The following is a 15707-nucleotide window of genomic DNA, read 5'->3' as shown; positions in this document are numbered from 1 at the left end:
TACAAAGCTTCTTTTATTTGCGTAGTTTTAGAAAAAAAGGATGATTATTTTATTATTTCACAATAAAGAGTATGTCACATTCGTTAAATGTGTTCTACAAAAAGGATGGTTGCTTCCTTCTTTTTATGCTATACTAATTTTGTGAGATAAATTGGACAGAGTGCTTATCATTTGTCAAAAAATAAGGTATGATGAATAAAAATAAGGTGAAGCTTGCACGCAGTGAAAAAGTACTGATGGAAGTGAAATACTTACTCCCACTAAGGCGGGACGAATTTCTGGTGTTATGATTTGGTAGGAAAATTGAGGGGGAAAATCATGAAAAAGCTGCAACGTATTCAAAAAGTATTAGTAGCAAACCGCGGAGAAATTGCGATTCGTGTGTTTCGTGCTTGTACAGAATTAGGACTACGCACAGTTGCGATTTACTCGAAAGAAGATAGCGGTTCATATCATCGCTATAAAGCAGATGAAGCGTATTTGGTAGGAGAAGGAAAAAAACCAATTGAGGCATATCTCGACATTGAAGGTATTATTGAAATCGCAAAAAGTAATCATGTTGATGCAATTCACCCTGGATACGGATTTTTATCAGAAAATATCCAATTCGCAAAACGTTGCGAAGAAGAGGGGATTATTTTTATTGGTCCAAAGAGTAAGCATTTAGACATGTTTGGAGATAAAGTAAAGGCAAGAACGCAAGCTCAATTGGCAAATATCCCTATTATTCCTGGTAGTGATGGCCCTGTAAATGCTCTTGAAGAAGTAGCTGATTTTGCAAAAAAGAATGGTTATCCAATTATCATTAAAGCTGCTCTTGGCGGCGGCGGGCGCGGGATGCGGATTGTACGCAGTGCAGACGAACTAAAGGAAGCGTATGATCGTGCGAAATCCGAGGCGAAAGCTGCATTTGGGAACGATGAAGTATATGTAGAAAAATTTGTTGAAAATCCAAAACATATTGAAGTACAAATATTAGCAGATGAACACGGAGATATTGTTCATTTATATGAGCGTGATTGTTCTGTACAGCGCAGACATCAAAAAGTTGTAGAAGTAGCACCAAGTATGTCTCTTCCAGTTGAATTGCGCAATCGTATTTGTGAGGCTGCAGTTCAATTAACGAAAAATGTTAATTATGTGAACGCGGGGACAGTTGAGTTTCTGGTAAAAGGAAACGAATTTTATTTCATTGAAGTGAATCCGCGTGTCCAAGTGGAACACACAATTACAGAAATGATTACAGGTATTGATATCGTTCAATCACAAATTTTAATCGCTGACGGATATGCTTTACATAGTGAAAAAGTAAGTATTCCAAAACAAGAAGATATTATTACGCATGGATTTGCAATTCAATCTCGTGTGACAACAGAAGATCCGCTAAATAACTTCATGCCAGATACCGGAAAAATTATGGCGTATCGTTCTGGTGGCGGATTTGGGGTGCGTTTAGATACGGGAAATAGTTATCAAGGTGCAGTTATTACACCATATTATGACTCATTACTTGTAAAAGTAACAACTTGGGCATTAACATTTGAACAAGCAGCAGCTAAAATGGAACGTAACTTAAAAGAATTCCGTATTCGCGGTATTAAAACAAACATTCCTTTTTTGGAAAATGTTGTAAAAAATCGAAACTTTTTATCAGGAGAATATGATACATCGTTTATCGATTCCTCACCGGAACTATTCGTATTCCCAAAACGAAAAGACCGTGGTACAAAAATGCTATCGTATATTAGCACGGTAACGGTAAATGGATTCCCTGGAGTAGGAAAACAAGAAAAACCGATTTTTGCAGAAGCACGCATTCCAAACATAAAACATTCTGAACCAATCAAGGCTGGTACGAAACAAATTTTAGATGAGCGCGGAGCCGATGGATTAGTAAAATGGGTTCAAGAACAAAAACAAGTTTTATTAACCGATACTACATTTCGTGATGCACATCAATCATTATTAGCAACGCGTATTCGTACACAAGAGTTGAGACAAATCGCTGAACCAACAGCAAGAATGTTACCGAATTTATTTTCGGCAGAAATGTGGGGCGGAGCAACATTTGATGTCGCGTATCGTTTCTTAAAAGAAGATCCATGGGAACGTTTATTACATTTACGTGAGAGTATGCCAAATGTATTATTCCAAATGCTTCTTCGTTCATCAAATGCAGTAGGATATAAAAATTATCCAGATAACTTAATTCAAAAGTTTGTAGAATGTTCTGCGCAGGCGGGCGTTGATGTATTCCGTATTTTTGATAGCTTAAACTGGGTAGAAGGTATGCGTGTTGCAATTGATGCTGTGCGTCAAAGCGGTAAAATTGCAGAGGCAACAATGTGTTACACAGGTGATATCCATGATCCAATGCGCAGTAAATATGACTTAAATTACTATAAAAACTTAGCAAAAGAGTTAGAAGCATCGGGTGCTCATATTTTAGGGATTAAAGATATGGCAGGCTTATTAAAACCAAATGCAGCATATGATTTAGTATCCGCATTAAAAGAAACGGTATCGATTCCAGTTCATCTTCATACGCATGATACGAGTGGAAACGGTGTATTAACATATGCGAAAGCAATTGAAGCTGGTGTTGATATTGTAGATGTTGCGGTAAGTTCTATGGCCGGTTTAACATCTCAGCCGAGCGCTAATACATTGTTCTATGCATTAGAAGGAAATGAAAGACAACCGAATGTGGACGTGAATTCTTTAGAGAAACTCTCTCATTATTGGGAAGATGTTCGTAAATATTATTCTTCCTTTGAAAGTGGAATGAATGCACCGCATACAGAAGTGTACATGCATGAAATGCCAGGCGGCCAATACAGTAATCTGCAGCAACAGGCAAAAGGTGTCGGATTAGGAGATCGCTTTGATGAAGTGAAAGTGATGTATCGTCGCGTTAACGATATGTTTGGTGATATCGTTAAAGTAACTCCATCATCAAAGGTAGTCGGTGATATGGCTCTATTTATGGTGCAAAATCATTTAACAGAGAAAGATATTTATGAGCGTGGTCATGCATTAGATTTCCCAGGATCAGTTGTCGAAATGTTCACTGGTGATCTTGGACAACCGTATGGTGGTTTTCCTAAAAAGTTACAAGAGATTATTCTAAAAGGAAAAGAGCCTTTAACAGTAAGACCAGGTGAATTGTTAGAACCGATCGATTTTGAAGCATTAAAAGAAGAGTTATTCCATAAGCTCGGTCGTGAAGTAACGATGTTTGATATTGTAGCGTATGCGTTATATCCGAAAGTATTTATGGATTATCAAAAAGTTGCAGAGCAATATGGAAATATTTCTGTTCTTGACACACCGACATTCTTCTATGGAATGAAACTTGGTGAGGAAATTGGTGTAGAAATCGAACGCGGTAAAACGTTAATTTTGAAATTAATTTCGATTGGAGAACCACAATTAGACGGTACACGTGTTGTCTACTTTGAATTTAATGGACAGCCTCGTGAAATTGTTGTAAAAGATGAAAATGTTAAAGCGACGGTTTCGCAACGAGTGAAAGGGAATCGTGAAAATCCAAGTCATATTAATGCAACAATGCCGGGAACGGTAATTAAAGTAGTGGTAAAGGAAGGGGAGCAAGTGAAAAAAGGTGATTCCATGGCAATTACAGAAGCGATGAAAATGGAAACAACTGTACAAGCCCCATTTACTGGCACGGTGAAAAAAGTGTATGTGAAAGACGGAGAGGCAATTCAAACAGGTGATTTGCTGATTGAATTAGAGCAATAAAATAAGGCTATCACTCGAATTTTAAAAAAGCAAAAGAGCTGCTATTATGCAGCTCTTTTGCTTTTTTAAAAGAATAACTTGTCTCTTCCGACAAGTTATTATGATAGTTTCGTTTCCTTAGTAGTACGGTTTATTTCTGTTTTCTTCATGTTTGTTTTACTGCGTGTTCCTAGCATAACTAAATAGCATAATACAGCAAATAAGCATGAAATAAAGAGTGAATGCAGAAGTGACATTGCTAAGCTTGCGTCTGTATATACAACTAAAATACCGGCGATTGCTTGACATGTGACAAGAATGAAAGCTGCAAGCCATCCATAACATATAACAGGTTGTTGCTTATAATGCCTGATAGCTATCAGCATTGCATATAAAATCCAAGCGAAAATTAATAGTGCAGCAATTCGATGTCCCATCTGTACCCATTCATGAAATTGCATGGGAAGAGGGCTATTTTTACTGCATAATGGGAAACTCGGACACGCTAAACTCGCATGCTCATGACGCACTAACGCTCCTGTATAGACAACAAGGTAACTGTAAATTGTTACACCATAAATGTGAAATTTCATCTTCTTATCAATAACAAGTGAATGGGCATCAAATTTCTTATCAATTTCAAAGATAAGAAGAGTTAATAAAATAACAGCAGCAAACGAAATAAGGGAAATACCGAAATGAATTGCTAATACAGCCGGAACTTGCCCCCACATAACTGCAGCAGCACCCATGAGCGCCTGCGCTATTAAAAACACGAAAGATAGAATAGCAAGTGCTTTTGTTTCACGAACGTGTCCATAGTATTTCCAAGATAAGATACATAGTAGTGTAACGAGAATTCCTGCAGAACCTGAAGTAAGACGATGACTCAGCTCAATAATTGTTTCTATTGATAAATTCGAAGGAACAAGTTCTCCATTACACAGCGGCCAAGATTTACCACATCCTTGTCCAGAGCCAGTTTTAGTAACTAATGCCCCGCCGAGTAGAACAAATAATAAATCAAGACTTGTAATGACTGCTAACCATTTTATAAAGCGTTGCAATCCTTTTCACCAGCTTTCAATTTCAAAGTTATTGTGCAATATTTTAATAAAATATAAAGTAAAACTTCCCTCGGTGTTGTTTCCAATCCTTACTAAGGGTTAGTTCAACTAATTTGGCACATACCAGCAGTTATCCGACCGATAGTCTTTATGTCTTTAGAATCTTGAGGTGGAGGTCTTACTACTTGTAAATAGCCGGATAAATGTTATAGAAACAGAAATGCACTACAGTCCTATGATATATAAAATCTGATAAAATAGCAAAGGGGAGAGAAAGGAAGAAGGGAAGGAAAATAAATTGCTGATTGTAACAAAAAATAGTGAGTTTTATAAAGAAATACACGGAAATGCATGCGGAATTTGACAAAATGGTTTATTATAAAAGATAACTACGTTCTATACTTGATGATGTAATAGGAAAACTTTTTAAGTCATAGACACAAAAAGTTCATGTTTTCTTCACAATTTCTTCATGAAATATGTTTTAATATATTCGAGCGAGAAGTGTATATTAATAGTAAAACCATAAAACAACATTTCTACCGTAATAATATTGCTATATAAAAGCATGCTGGTTTATTTTAAGTAAATGGGCAAAAGAAAGATGGAAGTTTTAAGAGGGGGTTAAAGTGATGAGCCATGCAACAAGTGAACTGCATGATGAGTCAGCGGTAACAAATGTACCGGAAACAACACGTGTACAAGATTTATCAGCGCTCGTTAAGATGGGGATTGTAAATTCAAATACACTTACTGTATTTACAGGATTTTGGTTAGCTCTACATTTCAATGGATTGAATGTTATAGACCATCTAGATAAAATGTTTTTTACAATCGTCGGCTCTGCATTAATTATGGCAGGGGCATGTAGTTTAAATAATTATATTGACAGAGATATTGATCATTTAATGGAACGAACAAAAAATCGTCCAACAGTAACAGGAAAATATAAACCTGGATTCGCATTAACGTTAGGTATTACAATTTTGCTTCTGGGCTTTGTATTTTTACTATTTACAACACCGATGGCAGCATTTATTGGTTTTATTGGTGCCTTTACGTATGTTGTTCTGTATTCATTATGGACAAAGCGAAAATATACGTTAAATACAGTAGTAGGAAGTGTATCAGGGGCAGTTCCGCCTTTAATCGGTTGGGCAGCTATTGATCCAAGCTTGAATAACCCTATTGCTTGGATGCTATTCTTAATTATGTTTATTTGGCAAATTCCACATTTCCTCGCACTTGCGATGAAACGTGTTGAAGAATATCGCAATGCAGGTATTCCAATGCTTCCTGTTGCGCATGGATTTGATATTACAAAACGTCAAATTATGATTTGGACAGTATGCTTATTGCCACTGCCATTTTATATGAGTGCACTTGGAGTAACATTTATGGTAATTGCAACATTTCTTAACATCGGTTGGATCGTGTTAGGGTTTTATGGCTTCCGCAAGAAAGATGACATCAAATGGTCCGTGCAAATGTTTGTATACTCCTTAAATTACTTAACAATCTTATTTATTTCAATGATTGTTGTAACTTTCTTCTAAGACAACGACATGAGGGGATTTCTTTACGTTGAGATTTACTTTACTTACTATAAAGTACAATCTAATTAACAAAGAAAGTGGGGGTTGTTTGCATGAAGAAACAGTGGCGATTGCTTTCGCTCGTTTCACTAGTGGCTTTACTGTTAGGGGGATGCGGTAAAGCCTTTCAATCTACTTTGATTCCACAAGGTGAAGTAGCAAAAATGCAATATGATTTATTGTTATTAGCTAGCGCAATCATGATTGGTGTCGTTCTTGTTGTTACAATTATTTTCTTGTATGTAATTGTGCGTTTCCGTCAAAGGAAAGGACAGGAAAATTATATTCCGAAGCAAGTAGAAGGAAATCACAAGCTAGAAATAATATGGACAGTCATTCCGATTTTACTTTTATTGGTATTGGCTGTCCCTACTGTTACATATACGTTTAAACTTGCTGACGTTAGTGGAATGGAGAAAAAGAATATTGATAAAGATACAATCGTTGTTGATGTAACAGCGAATCTTTATTGGTGGGAATTTTCTTACAATAATGAAAAATTAGTAACTTCTCAAGATTTAGTCATCCCTACAGGTAAAAAAGTGTATTTAAATTTAAAAGGCGCTGATATCAAACACTCATTTTGGGTGCCATCTTTAGCTGGAAAAATGGATACAAATACAGATAATGTGAACAAGATGTGGATTAAAGCAGATAAGACCGGCACATATAATGGCTTTTGTACAGAATTTTGCGGACCTTCTCATTCTCTAATGCAGTTTAAAGTGAAAGTTGTTAATGAAAGCGAGTACAAAAAGTGGGTTGCTAGTATGAAAGAATTAGATGGTAAAAAGACTGTTGCTACTTCGAAAGAGCAAGAAGGAAAGCAGATTTTTGAAAAGAGTTGTATCGGTTGTCATGCTGTTGGATCAAATGATAGCAGACCACCTTCTGCACGTATCGCACCCAATTTAGCAAATTTCGCAGATCGTGATATGGTTGCGGGAATTGCTGAAAATAATGAACAAAACGTAAAAAAATGGTTAAAAGACCCTGAAAGCATGAAACCAGGAAATAAAATGACTGGAAAATACGGTAATCTTACTGATGATCAAGTAGAGTCATTAAATGTTTACTTGAAAACATTAAAAGTTGAAAAGTAATGAGAAACTATTTGCGAAGGGGAGGTTGAAAACGTGAGTTCTGTAGCAAAAAAACAGGGAGTTGGCTCTGTAATTTGGGATTATTTAACGACAGTAGATCATAAAAAGATTGCCATTCTCTATTTAATTGCAGGTGGGTTATTCTTTATCATCGGAGGAATAGAAGCACTATTTATTCGATATCAGTTAGCGTTTCCAAACAATGACTTTCTTGTTGGAGATGTATACAACCAAGTGTTAACAATGCACGGAACAACAATGATTTTTTTAGCAGCAATGCCGCTTGTATTTGCAATGATGAACGCAGCTGTACCACTTCAAATCGGCGCACGCGACGTTGCGTTTCCATTTATTAATGCGCTTGGATTTTGGTTGTTTTTCTTTGGAGGTGTATTTCTAAATTTAAGTTGGTTTTTAGGCGGGGCACCTGATGCAGGATGGACATCATATGCATCGTTATCACTCGCATCCAAAGGACACGGCATCGATTTTTATGTTCTCGGCTTGCAAATTTCAGGTATTGGAACTTTAATAGGGGGTATTAACTTTCTCGTTACCATTATTAATATGCGTGCACCTGGAATGACATATATGCGTATGCCGATGTTTACATGGACGACATTTGTAACATCTGCACTTATTTTATTTGCATTTCCGCCGCTTACAGTCGGATTAGCTTTATTAATGTTAGATCGATTATTTGGAACAAGCTTTTTTAACCCAGCTTTAGGAGGGAATACGATTATATGGGAGCATTTATTTTGGATATTCGGTCATCCAGAAGTATATATTCTTATACTCCCAGTTTTCGGAATATTCTCAGAAATATTCGCGACATTCTCTAAAAAACGATTATTCGGATATTCATCTATGGTATTTGCAACGGTATTAATTGGATTTTTAGGATTCATGGTGTGGGCACATCATATGTTCACAGTGGGTCTTGGACCAGTAGCAAATGCCATTTTTTCTGTAGCTACAATGGCAATTGCTGTTCCGACAGGTATTAAAATTTTCAACTGGCTCTTTACGATGTGGGGTGGAAGTATTCGCTTTACAACGCCAATGATGTGGGCTGTTGCTTTCATTCCATCATTCGTTATGGGTGGTGTAACAGGGGTTATGCTTGCATCTGCTCCTGCTGATTATCAATTTCATGACAATTATTTTGTTGTCGCTCACTTCCATTACGTAATTGTTGGTGGAGTAGTGTTTGGATTATTTGCGGGGGCTCATTATTATTGGCCGCTTATGTTTAATAAAATTTTAGATGAGACACTTGGTAAAATTACGTTTTGGTTGTTCTTTATTGGTTTCCATCTAACGTTCTTTATTCAGCACTTCCTCGGTTTAATCGGTATGCCGCGCCGATATTTTACGTATTTGCCAGGACAAGGATTAGAAACTGGTAACTTAATTAGTTCAATAGGCGCAGTATTTATGGCACTTGGAACAATTGTACTTTTGGTTAATGTTGTAAAAACATCTTTTTCAAGAAAACAAGCCCGCCGCGATCCTTGGGATGGTCGTACGCTAGAATGGGCAATTCCTGCGCCGACACCTGAATATAATTTCAAACAATTACCGTTTGTGCGTGGGTTAGATCCATTATGGATTGAAAAACGGGAAGGGAAAAATGAGATAACGCCAGCAGAACCGATTGGTGATATTCATATGCCAAATTCATCTTTCTTACCGTTTGTTATCTCTCTAGGCCTGTTTATCGCAGCATTTGGAGCGATGTATATGCAAGGTGGGAAAGAGAAAATATGGTTAGTGGTAGCAATCGCGGGTCTTATTATTACGTTTGGAGCAATGTTCTTCCGATCTGTAATTGATGATCATGGATACCATATTCATAAGGAAGATTTAGATGATAAAGGGGGCAAGGCGTAATGCATGCAGAGGAAAAATTAACGAATGAAACCTTTCCAGCAGAGCCTGAAAAAGCAACCCTCGAAGGAAAGAATAAATTTATTGGATTTTGGTTGTTTCTAGGAGGCGAAACGGTACTGTTTGCTTCCTTGTTTGGAACATATTTAGCACTGAAAAATTCAACAAATGGTGGACCGACGTCACAAGAAATGTTTCAAATGCCGCTTGTGTTCATTATGACAATGCTTCTTTTAACGAGTAGTTTAACGAGTGTATATGCAATGTATCATATGAAGAATTTTAATTTTAAACAAATGCAGCTTTGGCTAATTATTACAGTATTGCTTGGAGTTGGCTTTTTAGGTTTTGAAATTTATGAGTTTAATCACTATACCCATGAATTTAAGCATACGATGAAAAGCAGTGCATTTGGTTCTGCATTTTATGCATTAGTTGGTACGCATGGATTACACGTTTTATTTGGATTACTTTGGATTTTAACTCTAGTAGTTCGTAATGCGAAGCGTGGTTTAAATTTATATAATGCTCCAAAGTTTTACGTCGCATCAATATACTGGCATTTTATCGACGTAGTTTGGGTGTTTATTTTCACTGTAGTATATTTAATGGGAATGGTGGGATAAACAATGGCGATAAAACAAACAAATATAAATAACCCTAAAGTCGATCTTGCTTATCGCAGAAAAAAAAGTGCAGAAGAAATGAAGCATCAAGTCGTTACTTTCGGATTAATGATTTTTTTGACAATTATCGCATTTGTAGCAGTTGCATATCCAAAAACATTTAGTCCACTTTTTTCTGTACCATTTATTTTACTGTTAGCTGCCGTACAAGTTATTTTTCAATTGTATTATTTTATGCATATGAGTCATAAAGGGCATGAAGCTCCGACGTTTTTCTTGTATGCTGGTTTGTTAGTCGGATTAGTAACGATTTTAACATTTATGACAATAGTTTGGGTTTAAAAAAAGAAAGGAGATTGGGGGTTCATCAATCTCCTTTTATTTATGAAAGGGAGGGTGTCAAAAAATGAACAACTTATGGATATTTGGTTTTGATGCACTGTGGAGCCCAATCTTTTTTCTTTTTATATTAGCTGTCGTGATTAGTTATTTTCTAATTATTGGAAAGTATCGACATCGTTTTCCGGACGGAGAGGAAGTAAGTAAACGGAAAATCTTTTATTTTACAAGTGGTATGTTCCTATTATATTTGGTTAAAGGGGGCCCAATTGATTTACTTGGACATATTGTGTTTAGTGCACATATGTTAGAAATGGCAATCATGTATATTGCTGTACCTCCATTATTATTACTGGGGTTACCAATCTGGTTGTTTGAATATATAACATCATTTCGATTGATTCGTATCATATTACGCATATGGGCAAATCCTATTATCGCATTAATTGTTTTTAATGGGCTGTTTTCGATGTATCATTTACCAATTGTGTTTGATACAGTAAAGCAGAGTCAAATTGGACATTCGATTGTTCTTGCTGTACTGTTTTTTATGGCAATTATGTTGTGGTGGCCGATATTTAATCCGTTACCGCAATATCAAACATTAAGTGATATTAAAAAGATTGGTTATATGTTTGCTAATGGGATGCTATTAACACCGGCTTGTGCACTTATCATTTTTGCTAATGAGCCGTTGTTTGTGACATATACAGATCCAAATGCATGGATGAAGGCGATGGAGCTTTGTGTACCAGCTGGAACATTATCTAATTTAAATATTACAGGTCCTGATTTCTTACATTGGATTCCTGTTTTAGAGGATCAGAAAACAGGAGGGATTGTAATGAAGATTATACAAGAAATTGTATATGGCACAGTCATTGGATATGTTTTCTTCTCCTGGGCGCGTAAAGAACGGACAAAAGACGCTGAACAGATACATGCATTACCTCCGTATTTGCAATCTCAATCATTCCCCGACTGATGGAAAACTTTCATCAAGATAATGTGAACTTTCTGACAGTAGGAGTTTTTGTCCCTAATTGATGAAAAGTTCTCATCGATTAGGTGCTTCTCTCTCACTCTTGAGATGGTGGTCTTACTGCCCACGAATAGCGGGATAAATTACTAAACAAAAAGAAGGTGTACCATTGTGTACACCTTCTTTTTGTTCAACTTTCTTTTGAGAAGTACGATGTTCATAAAAGTAAAATAGGCTATGGTGGTGAATCTTGTAGAAAGTTTTCTTTATTCTATAATTGCTAAATTTTGTAACTCTTTTTCGATATTTTGAAGCAACTGTTCGCTTTTTTGAAGAACATTTTTGGGGAAACTTTCGTTCTCTCCATACTCCACGCCGTGTGGATAATAATGTTTACCAAGAAGCGGTTTTAATAACTTAATATGGGCATGTCGTCTGCCAATATCTCCTTCTATCGCAAAACCTTGTATACGTAAATAATATACATCTTTCAGCATTTCAAATTTATAGTCGTATGTAACTCGCTCGTAATCCCATTGCCCAGCTAGTACAAAGTGATGATTGTCCATTACCTCTGAAAGAAGTGTGAAGTCAACAACTACGCCTTCAAGTTTCGTATTTGTAAATTGCATGAAATAGCCTCCTTATTATAAACGTAGAACCACTTAAATTTATAATAGTACGAATAGTAAGAAAACGCAATTCGTATAGAGAGAAAAGGGAGAATGTCTGATTTTATAAAAGAAATATGATATAGTGAACATAGTGTGGTACACACAAAATGGGGAAAACAGTTTTGTTTGTGTATACCTCAATTTCATGGTTATTCAGGAGGTATATAATTGAAAAAGTTGTTTCGTATTATAGTAATTACTATTCTTATTTTAGCAATTGATCTATACGGGAAATTACTCGTTTCTCAATATATATTTCAATCTCCTCAGTTAAAAAAAGAGCATAAAATTGTGAAAACAAAAAAAGAAAAAGAGATTAAGGGAGTACCAGAAACAATTCCAGAGTTACTTGGTAGTGATTCTGAAATTTTATTAGCGAACTGGGGCGAACCAGCACGAATTGAGTCATCTGCATATGGTTATGAATGGTGGGTATATAATCAAGACTTATCGAAATATGTGCAGTTTGGGGTTAAAGAGCACAAAATTGTTACGATTTATGTTGGCGGAGAGAAAGTGAGTGTTTCACCATTTCATATTGGTGAAAAGTATGAAGATATTTATAAAAAAAATCCGTTTTCATATGAAATTTCACTCAAAATGGGGAAAAATAGCTATCAATTCGAATTATCTGATGTTGAACTAACAGAACAACCACTCGCTTCGATAGAAGAGGGATGGGCGCAATTATATTTTGATCATTTCACACATAAACTTGTCGGTGTTCGTTATATGGATGATGAAACGTTAATCAAACAAAGACCGTATCAACTTGTTTCTTCTGGAGAATTAACGAATCCACAGCAGTTATCACCAGAACAAATGAAACAAGTTGAACAAGGGAATACACAACAAATTTTAGATTTGACAAATGTTATTCGAAGCCGTTATCATCTCCCGTTATTAGTATGGGACCAGCAAACGGCGGCAGTAGCATATGAACATAGTAAAGACATGAAAGATAACAACTATTTTTCTCATGATTCACCTTCGTTTGGTACATTAGGAGATCGTTTGCAAAAAGGAAGTGTATCATTTCAGTTAGCCGGGGAAAACATTGCGGCGCAGCATAGTGATGCAATCGCAGCGGTTCAAGGATGGTTAAATAGTGAGGGACATCGAAAGAATATACTAAACGAACAATTCACTGGTTTAGGAATTGGCGTGTATGATAAATTTTATACGCAAAATTTTATTCAGAAGTAGGGTGTATGGATTGCCTAAAAATAGGCGAACCATGCGCCCCTTTTTTTCTTACAATATAGTAAAAGATACATCTGATGGGGTGATTGTAATGACAACAGTGAAAGGAGATTTACATCCTTCTATTCAAAAATTCAAAGAGTTTGTACATCAGCATCCAAAGATGGTTCATGACGTTCGAAATGGAACGAAATCATGGCAACAGTTTTACGAAGAATGGTACTTACTTGGAGAAGAAGATGGTGTATGGAATCGCTACAAAGTAAATGGAGAGATAGTTCCTCCTTCTGTACAAGAAGAGAGCGGAGAAAAGTCAGGGGATTTTATGGGACATATGGTATCGTTTTTTAAAAAATTAGATGTGGAACAGGTGCAGCAACATTTAGCGAATATGACGACAGCTATTGGAAGCGTGCAGCAGGTTATACAACAGTTTCAAGGGAATCAGACAACAAAGCAACAGCGTAATTCCGAAAATAATCCGTTTTTCTTTCAAAAAGACTAGGAGGAAGAGTGATGAGAGCAGAACTCATCGAATTTGTAAAGTCGAATGAAGATTTACAGAAATATATTCGCGAGCAGCCGTATTGGTATCGGAAACTTTCTAGAAATCCAAGTGAAAAAGAAGCATTTGAATTAGCAGCCATGCAATATTTTAAAAAGACAATCCCAGATAAGGTAGCTAAGTTTCAAAATCAATTATCCGTTGCTTCTCTTATGATAGACATGTTTCAATATATGAAACAGCAAAACGTTGATTAATTGGGAGTAAAAATTGTGTCCGTCATGCGAAACTTTTGTTACAATAAAAATGGATTATAGAAAAAGGAGTTGCAGCATGACGGAAATTTGTTTAGTACGACATGGACAAACTGATTGGAACTTTCAAGAAATTATTCAAGGAAGAGAAGATATTCCTTTAAATGAAATTGGAAAAAAACAAGCAAGTCAAAGTGCCGCAGCGTTAAAAGCCGAATCATGGGATATCATTGTTAGTAGTCCGCTAGTAAGAGCACACGAAACAGCACAAGCTATTGCTAATGCGGTGAAAATGGATACAATTCATCTTGATGAACGTTTTATGGAACGAAATTTTGGTGTAGCATCAGGAAAGCCAGTTGCTGAAGTTAGACAGTTTATTGCAGATGGTAACGTGGAAGGAATGGAAACGGATCAAGAAATTGTTGAGCGGTGCTTTGCGGCATTAAAAGATGTTGCCCAAAAATATATGGGGAAACGTATTATTATTGTTGCACATTCCCACGCAATTAAAGCTATGTTACATGCTATTTCTCCAGAAGAAATTACATTTCAAACACCATTACAAAATGCTTGTATCAGTTATGTGAGAGAAATAGAAGAAACATGGGAAGTTGTGAAGTACAATATCGCTGAACATATTTGTTTGTAATTTATATCTGAATAAAGTCATAGAGTTAGTAGTTCTGCTATAAATGTGATATGATTAATATTCGGAGGTGTCTCTAATGATTGTAGCGACGCTAGAGAGCGTAATGATTTTAGATAAGGCTGAACAATTTGCAAAGGCAGTTGTTCGTTCAGATATAGCAGAGCAGTACCGCAAATGCTACCATACATTGCAGCAAGATCCGGAAGTACAAATGCTGATTCAACAATTTACAGCAATGAAAGAGCGTTATGAAGAAGTACAGCGTTTTGGAAAATATCATCCTGACTATACAACTGTATCGAAACAAATGCGAGAGTTAAAACGAGCAGTAGATTTGCATGAAAAAATTTCTGCTTTTAAAAAAGCAGAAAATGATTTGCAAAGGTTATTGGATGAGATAAGTGTAATTATGGGAGCCGAAATCTCACCTGCTATTAAAGTTCCGACAGGCAATCCGTTTTTTGATGCAGGTGGTTGTGGAGGCGGTTGTGGCTCTGGAGGTAGTTGTGGGTGTAAAAAAACGGGGTAATCTGCCCCGTTTTTTAGAATATAAGAAATGGCTTCCGTTTTTTAAATATTTGAAAATCGATGATGAAATTTTCAGCGGTGGGGGCTTAATACCCGTTAATACGAGGTGAAATTCTGAAGCTTATTGTGAAATAAATGAATGATATTAAATAAAAGGAGAACATTATGTTTGGGCAACGACAAAGTATGATTGTCTATCTACATTCCTTAAAACATGCTAAAATTTTAAGGAAATATGGAAACATTCATTACATATCAAAACGGTTTAAATATGCTGTTGTGTATTGTGATATGGAGCAATTAGAACATATGATGCGAAAATTAAATAAGCTGCCGTTTGTAAAAAAAATCGAGCCATCTTATCGGCCGTTTTTAAAAACGGAGTTCGAAAATTCCAGACCAGATCGCGCAAAAGAATATGATTATAATAAGCTGGATTAAAACCCCACCAAAATTTTGGTGGGGCTTTTTGTATTCTTCATCTTATCCCGCTATTTTCGGGCAGTAATACTCCCGCCTCAAAATTCAGCGAAAGCATTGTC

15 protein-coding genes are annotated in these 15707 nt (G+C 36.2%); 13 read left to right on the top strand and 2 right to left on the bottom strand.

All coding sequences use genetic code 11. The features are described 5' to 3' along the window. The first annotated feature begins 318 nt into the window (after positions 1 to 318). The gene (pyc, locus tag V7024_RS11835; protein ID WP_335520005.1) at positions 319 to 3765 is read left to right on the top strand and encodes a pyruvate carboxylase; all 3447 of its coding nucleotides are present in this window, start codon (positions 319 to 321) and stop codon (positions 3763 to 3765) included. A 98-nt stretch (positions 3766 to 3863) separates the two neighbouring features. On the opposite strand, the gene V7024_RS11830 is transcribed toward pyc, so the two are convergent. Then, positions 3864 to 4811 (bottom strand): COX15/CtaA family protein, encoded by a 948-nt coding sequence (locus tag V7024_RS11830; protein ID WP_335520003.1) that lies wholly within the window; start codon positions 4809 to 4811, stop codon positions 3864 to 3866. Positions 4812 to 5443: 632 nt separating this feature from the next. Here V7024_RS11830 and cyoE point away from each other — a divergent pair. The 6 genes from cyoE (at position 5444) to ctaG (ending at position 11352) form a co-directional block, all read left to right on the top strand. Continuing rightward, complete coding sequence (gene cyoE / locus V7024_RS11825; protein ID WP_335520000.1) at positions 5444 to 6367, top strand: heme o synthase; 924 nt, start codon at positions 5444 to 5446, stop codon at positions 6365 to 6367. Positions 6368 to 6459: 92 nt separating this feature from the next. Continuing rightward, a complete protein-coding gene (coxB, locus tag V7024_RS11820; RefSeq protein WP_335519998.1) occupies positions 6460 to 7509 on the top strand; it encodes a cytochrome c oxidase subunit II in 1050 nt (349 codons plus the stop codon). A 33-nt stretch (positions 7510 to 7542) separates the two neighbouring features. Next, positions 7543 to 9405 (top strand): cytochrome c oxidase subunit I, encoded by a 1863-nt coding sequence (gene ctaD, locus V7024_RS11815; protein WP_335519995.1) that lies wholly within the window; start codon positions 7543 to 7545, stop codon positions 9403 to 9405. Then, complete coding sequence (locus V7024_RS11810) at positions 9405 to 10028, top strand: cytochrome (ubi)quinol oxidase subunit III (protein WP_098916315.1); 624 nt, start codon at positions 9405 to 9407, stop codon at positions 10026 to 10028. Before ctaD ends, V7024_RS11810 begins: the two co-directional genes overlap by 1 nt. Before the next feature lie 3 nt (positions 10029 to 10031). Continuing rightward, entirely contained in the window at positions 10032 to 10370 is a 339-nt protein-coding gene (ctaF, locus tag V7024_RS11805; RefSeq protein ID WP_098916314.1) for a cytochrome c oxidase subunit IVB, read from the top strand. 64 nt (positions 10371 to 10434) lie between these two features. Then, positions 10435 to 11352, top strand: a complete 918-nt coding sequence (ctaG, locus tag V7024_RS11800) for a cytochrome c oxidase assembly factor CtaG (RefSeq protein ID WP_335519992.1) — start codon at positions 10435 to 10437, stop codon at positions 11350 to 11352. Positions 11353 to 11615: 263 nt separating this feature from the next. Here the strand turns inward: ctaG and V7024_RS11795 are convergent, their stop codons facing one another. Further along, on the bottom strand, positions 11616 to 11981 hold the full coding sequence (locus V7024_RS11795) for a YugN family protein (protein ID WP_335519990.1): 366 nt from the start codon (positions 11979 to 11981) through the stop codon (positions 11616 to 11618). Positions 11982 to 12191: 210 nt separating this feature from the next. On the opposite strand from V7024_RS11795, the gene V7024_RS11790 reads away from it, so the two are divergent. From V7024_RS11790 to V7024_RS11765, 6 genes are all read left to right on the top strand, one after another. After that, positions 12192 to 13229, top strand: coding sequence for a CAP domain-containing protein (locus tag V7024_RS11790; protein WP_335519987.1), 1038 nt, complete (start codon positions 12192 to 12194; stop codon positions 13227 to 13229). A gap of 88 nt (positions 13230 to 13317) precedes the next feature. Further along, the gene (locus tag V7024_RS11785) at positions 13318 to 13731 is read left to right on the top strand and encodes a YlbD family protein (RefSeq protein WP_335519984.1); all 414 of its coding nucleotides are present in this window, start codon (positions 13318 to 13320) and stop codon (positions 13729 to 13731) included. Positions 13732 to 13742: 11 nt separating this feature from the next. Beyond that, positions 13743 to 13988 carry a YlbE-like family protein gene (locus tag V7024_RS11780; protein ID WP_335519983.1) on the top strand — a complete coding sequence of 82 codons (246 nt, stop codon included), beginning with the start codon at positions 13743 to 13745 and terminating at the stop codon, positions 13986 to 13988. Between the two features lie 76 nt (positions 13989 to 14064). Further along, positions 14065 to 14637, top strand: coding sequence for a histidine phosphatase family protein (locus V7024_RS11775; RefSeq protein ID WP_335519980.1), 573 nt, complete (start codon positions 14065 to 14067; stop codon positions 14635 to 14637). A 76-nt stretch (positions 14638 to 14713) separates the two neighbouring features. After that, positions 14714 to 15166 carry a YlbF family regulator gene (locus V7024_RS11770; RefSeq protein WP_335519978.1) on the top strand — a complete coding sequence of 151 codons (453 nt, stop codon included), beginning with the start codon at positions 14714 to 14716 and terminating at the stop codon, positions 15164 to 15166. A gap of 164 nt (positions 15167 to 15330) precedes the next feature. Continuing rightward, positions 15331 to 15606 (top strand): YlbG family protein, encoded by a 276-nt coding sequence (locus V7024_RS11765; protein ID WP_020059271.1) that lies wholly within the window; start codon positions 15331 to 15333, stop codon positions 15604 to 15606. Positions 15607 to 15707: the final 101 nt, after the last annotated feature.

This window comes from Bacillus sp. JJ864, assembly GCF_036963045.1.
Lineage (GTDB): Bacteria > Bacillota > Bacilli > Bacillales > Bacillaceae_G > Bacillus_A > Bacillus_A pseudomycoides_C.
Note: the sequence above shows the minus strand (reverse complement) of the source record. Positions and strands in the feature narration are given on the sequence as shown.

What these genes read in the sequence shown, in the direction of transcription:
- V7024_RS11765 (WP_020059271.1), top strand. Translation starts at nt 15,331, where the DNA reads ATGTTTGGGCAACGACAAAGTATGATTGTCTATCTACATTCCTTAAAA.
- pyc (WP_335520005.1), top strand. Translation starts at nt 319, where the DNA reads ATGAAAAAGCTGCAACGTATTCAAAAAGTATTAGTAGCAAACCGCGGA.
- ctaF (WP_098916314.1), top strand. Translation starts at nt 10,032, where the DNA reads ATGGCGATAAAACAAACAAATATAAATAACCCTAAAGTCGATCTTGCT.
- V7024_RS11785 (WP_335519984.1), top strand. Translation starts at nt 13,318, where the DNA reads ATGACAACAGTGAAAGGAGATTTACATCCTTCTATTCAAAAATTCAAA.
- ctaG (WP_335519992.1), top strand. Translation starts at nt 10,435, where the DNA reads ATGAACAACTTATGGATATTTGGTTTTGATGCACTGTGGAGCCCAATC.
- V7024_RS11810 (WP_098916315.1), top strand. Translation starts at nt 9,405, where the DNA reads ATGCATGCAGAGGAAAAATTAACGAATGAAACCTTTCCAGCAGAGCCT.
- coxB (WP_335519998.1), top strand. Translation starts at nt 6,460, where the DNA reads ATGAAGAAACAGTGGCGATTGCTTTCGCTCGTTTCACTAGTGGCTTTA.
- V7024_RS11780 (WP_335519983.1), top strand. Translation starts at nt 13,743, where the DNA reads ATGAGAGCAGAACTCATCGAATTTGTAAAGTCGAATGAAGATTTACAG.
- V7024_RS11770 (WP_335519978.1), top strand. Translation starts at nt 14,714, where the DNA reads ATGATTGTAGCGACGCTAGAGAGCGTAATGATTTTAGATAAGGCTGAA.
- V7024_RS11775 (WP_335519980.1), top strand. Translation starts at nt 14,065, where the DNA reads ATGACGGAAATTTGTTTAGTACGACATGGACAAACTGATTGGAACTTT.
- V7024_RS11795 (WP_335519990.1), bottom strand. Translation starts at nt 11,981, where the DNA reads ATGCAATTTACAAATACGAAACTTGAAGGCGTAGTTGTTGACTTCACA.
- cyoE (WP_335520000.1), top strand. Translation starts at nt 5,444, where the DNA reads ATGAGCCATGCAACAAGTGAACTGCATGATGAGTCAGCGGTAACAAAT.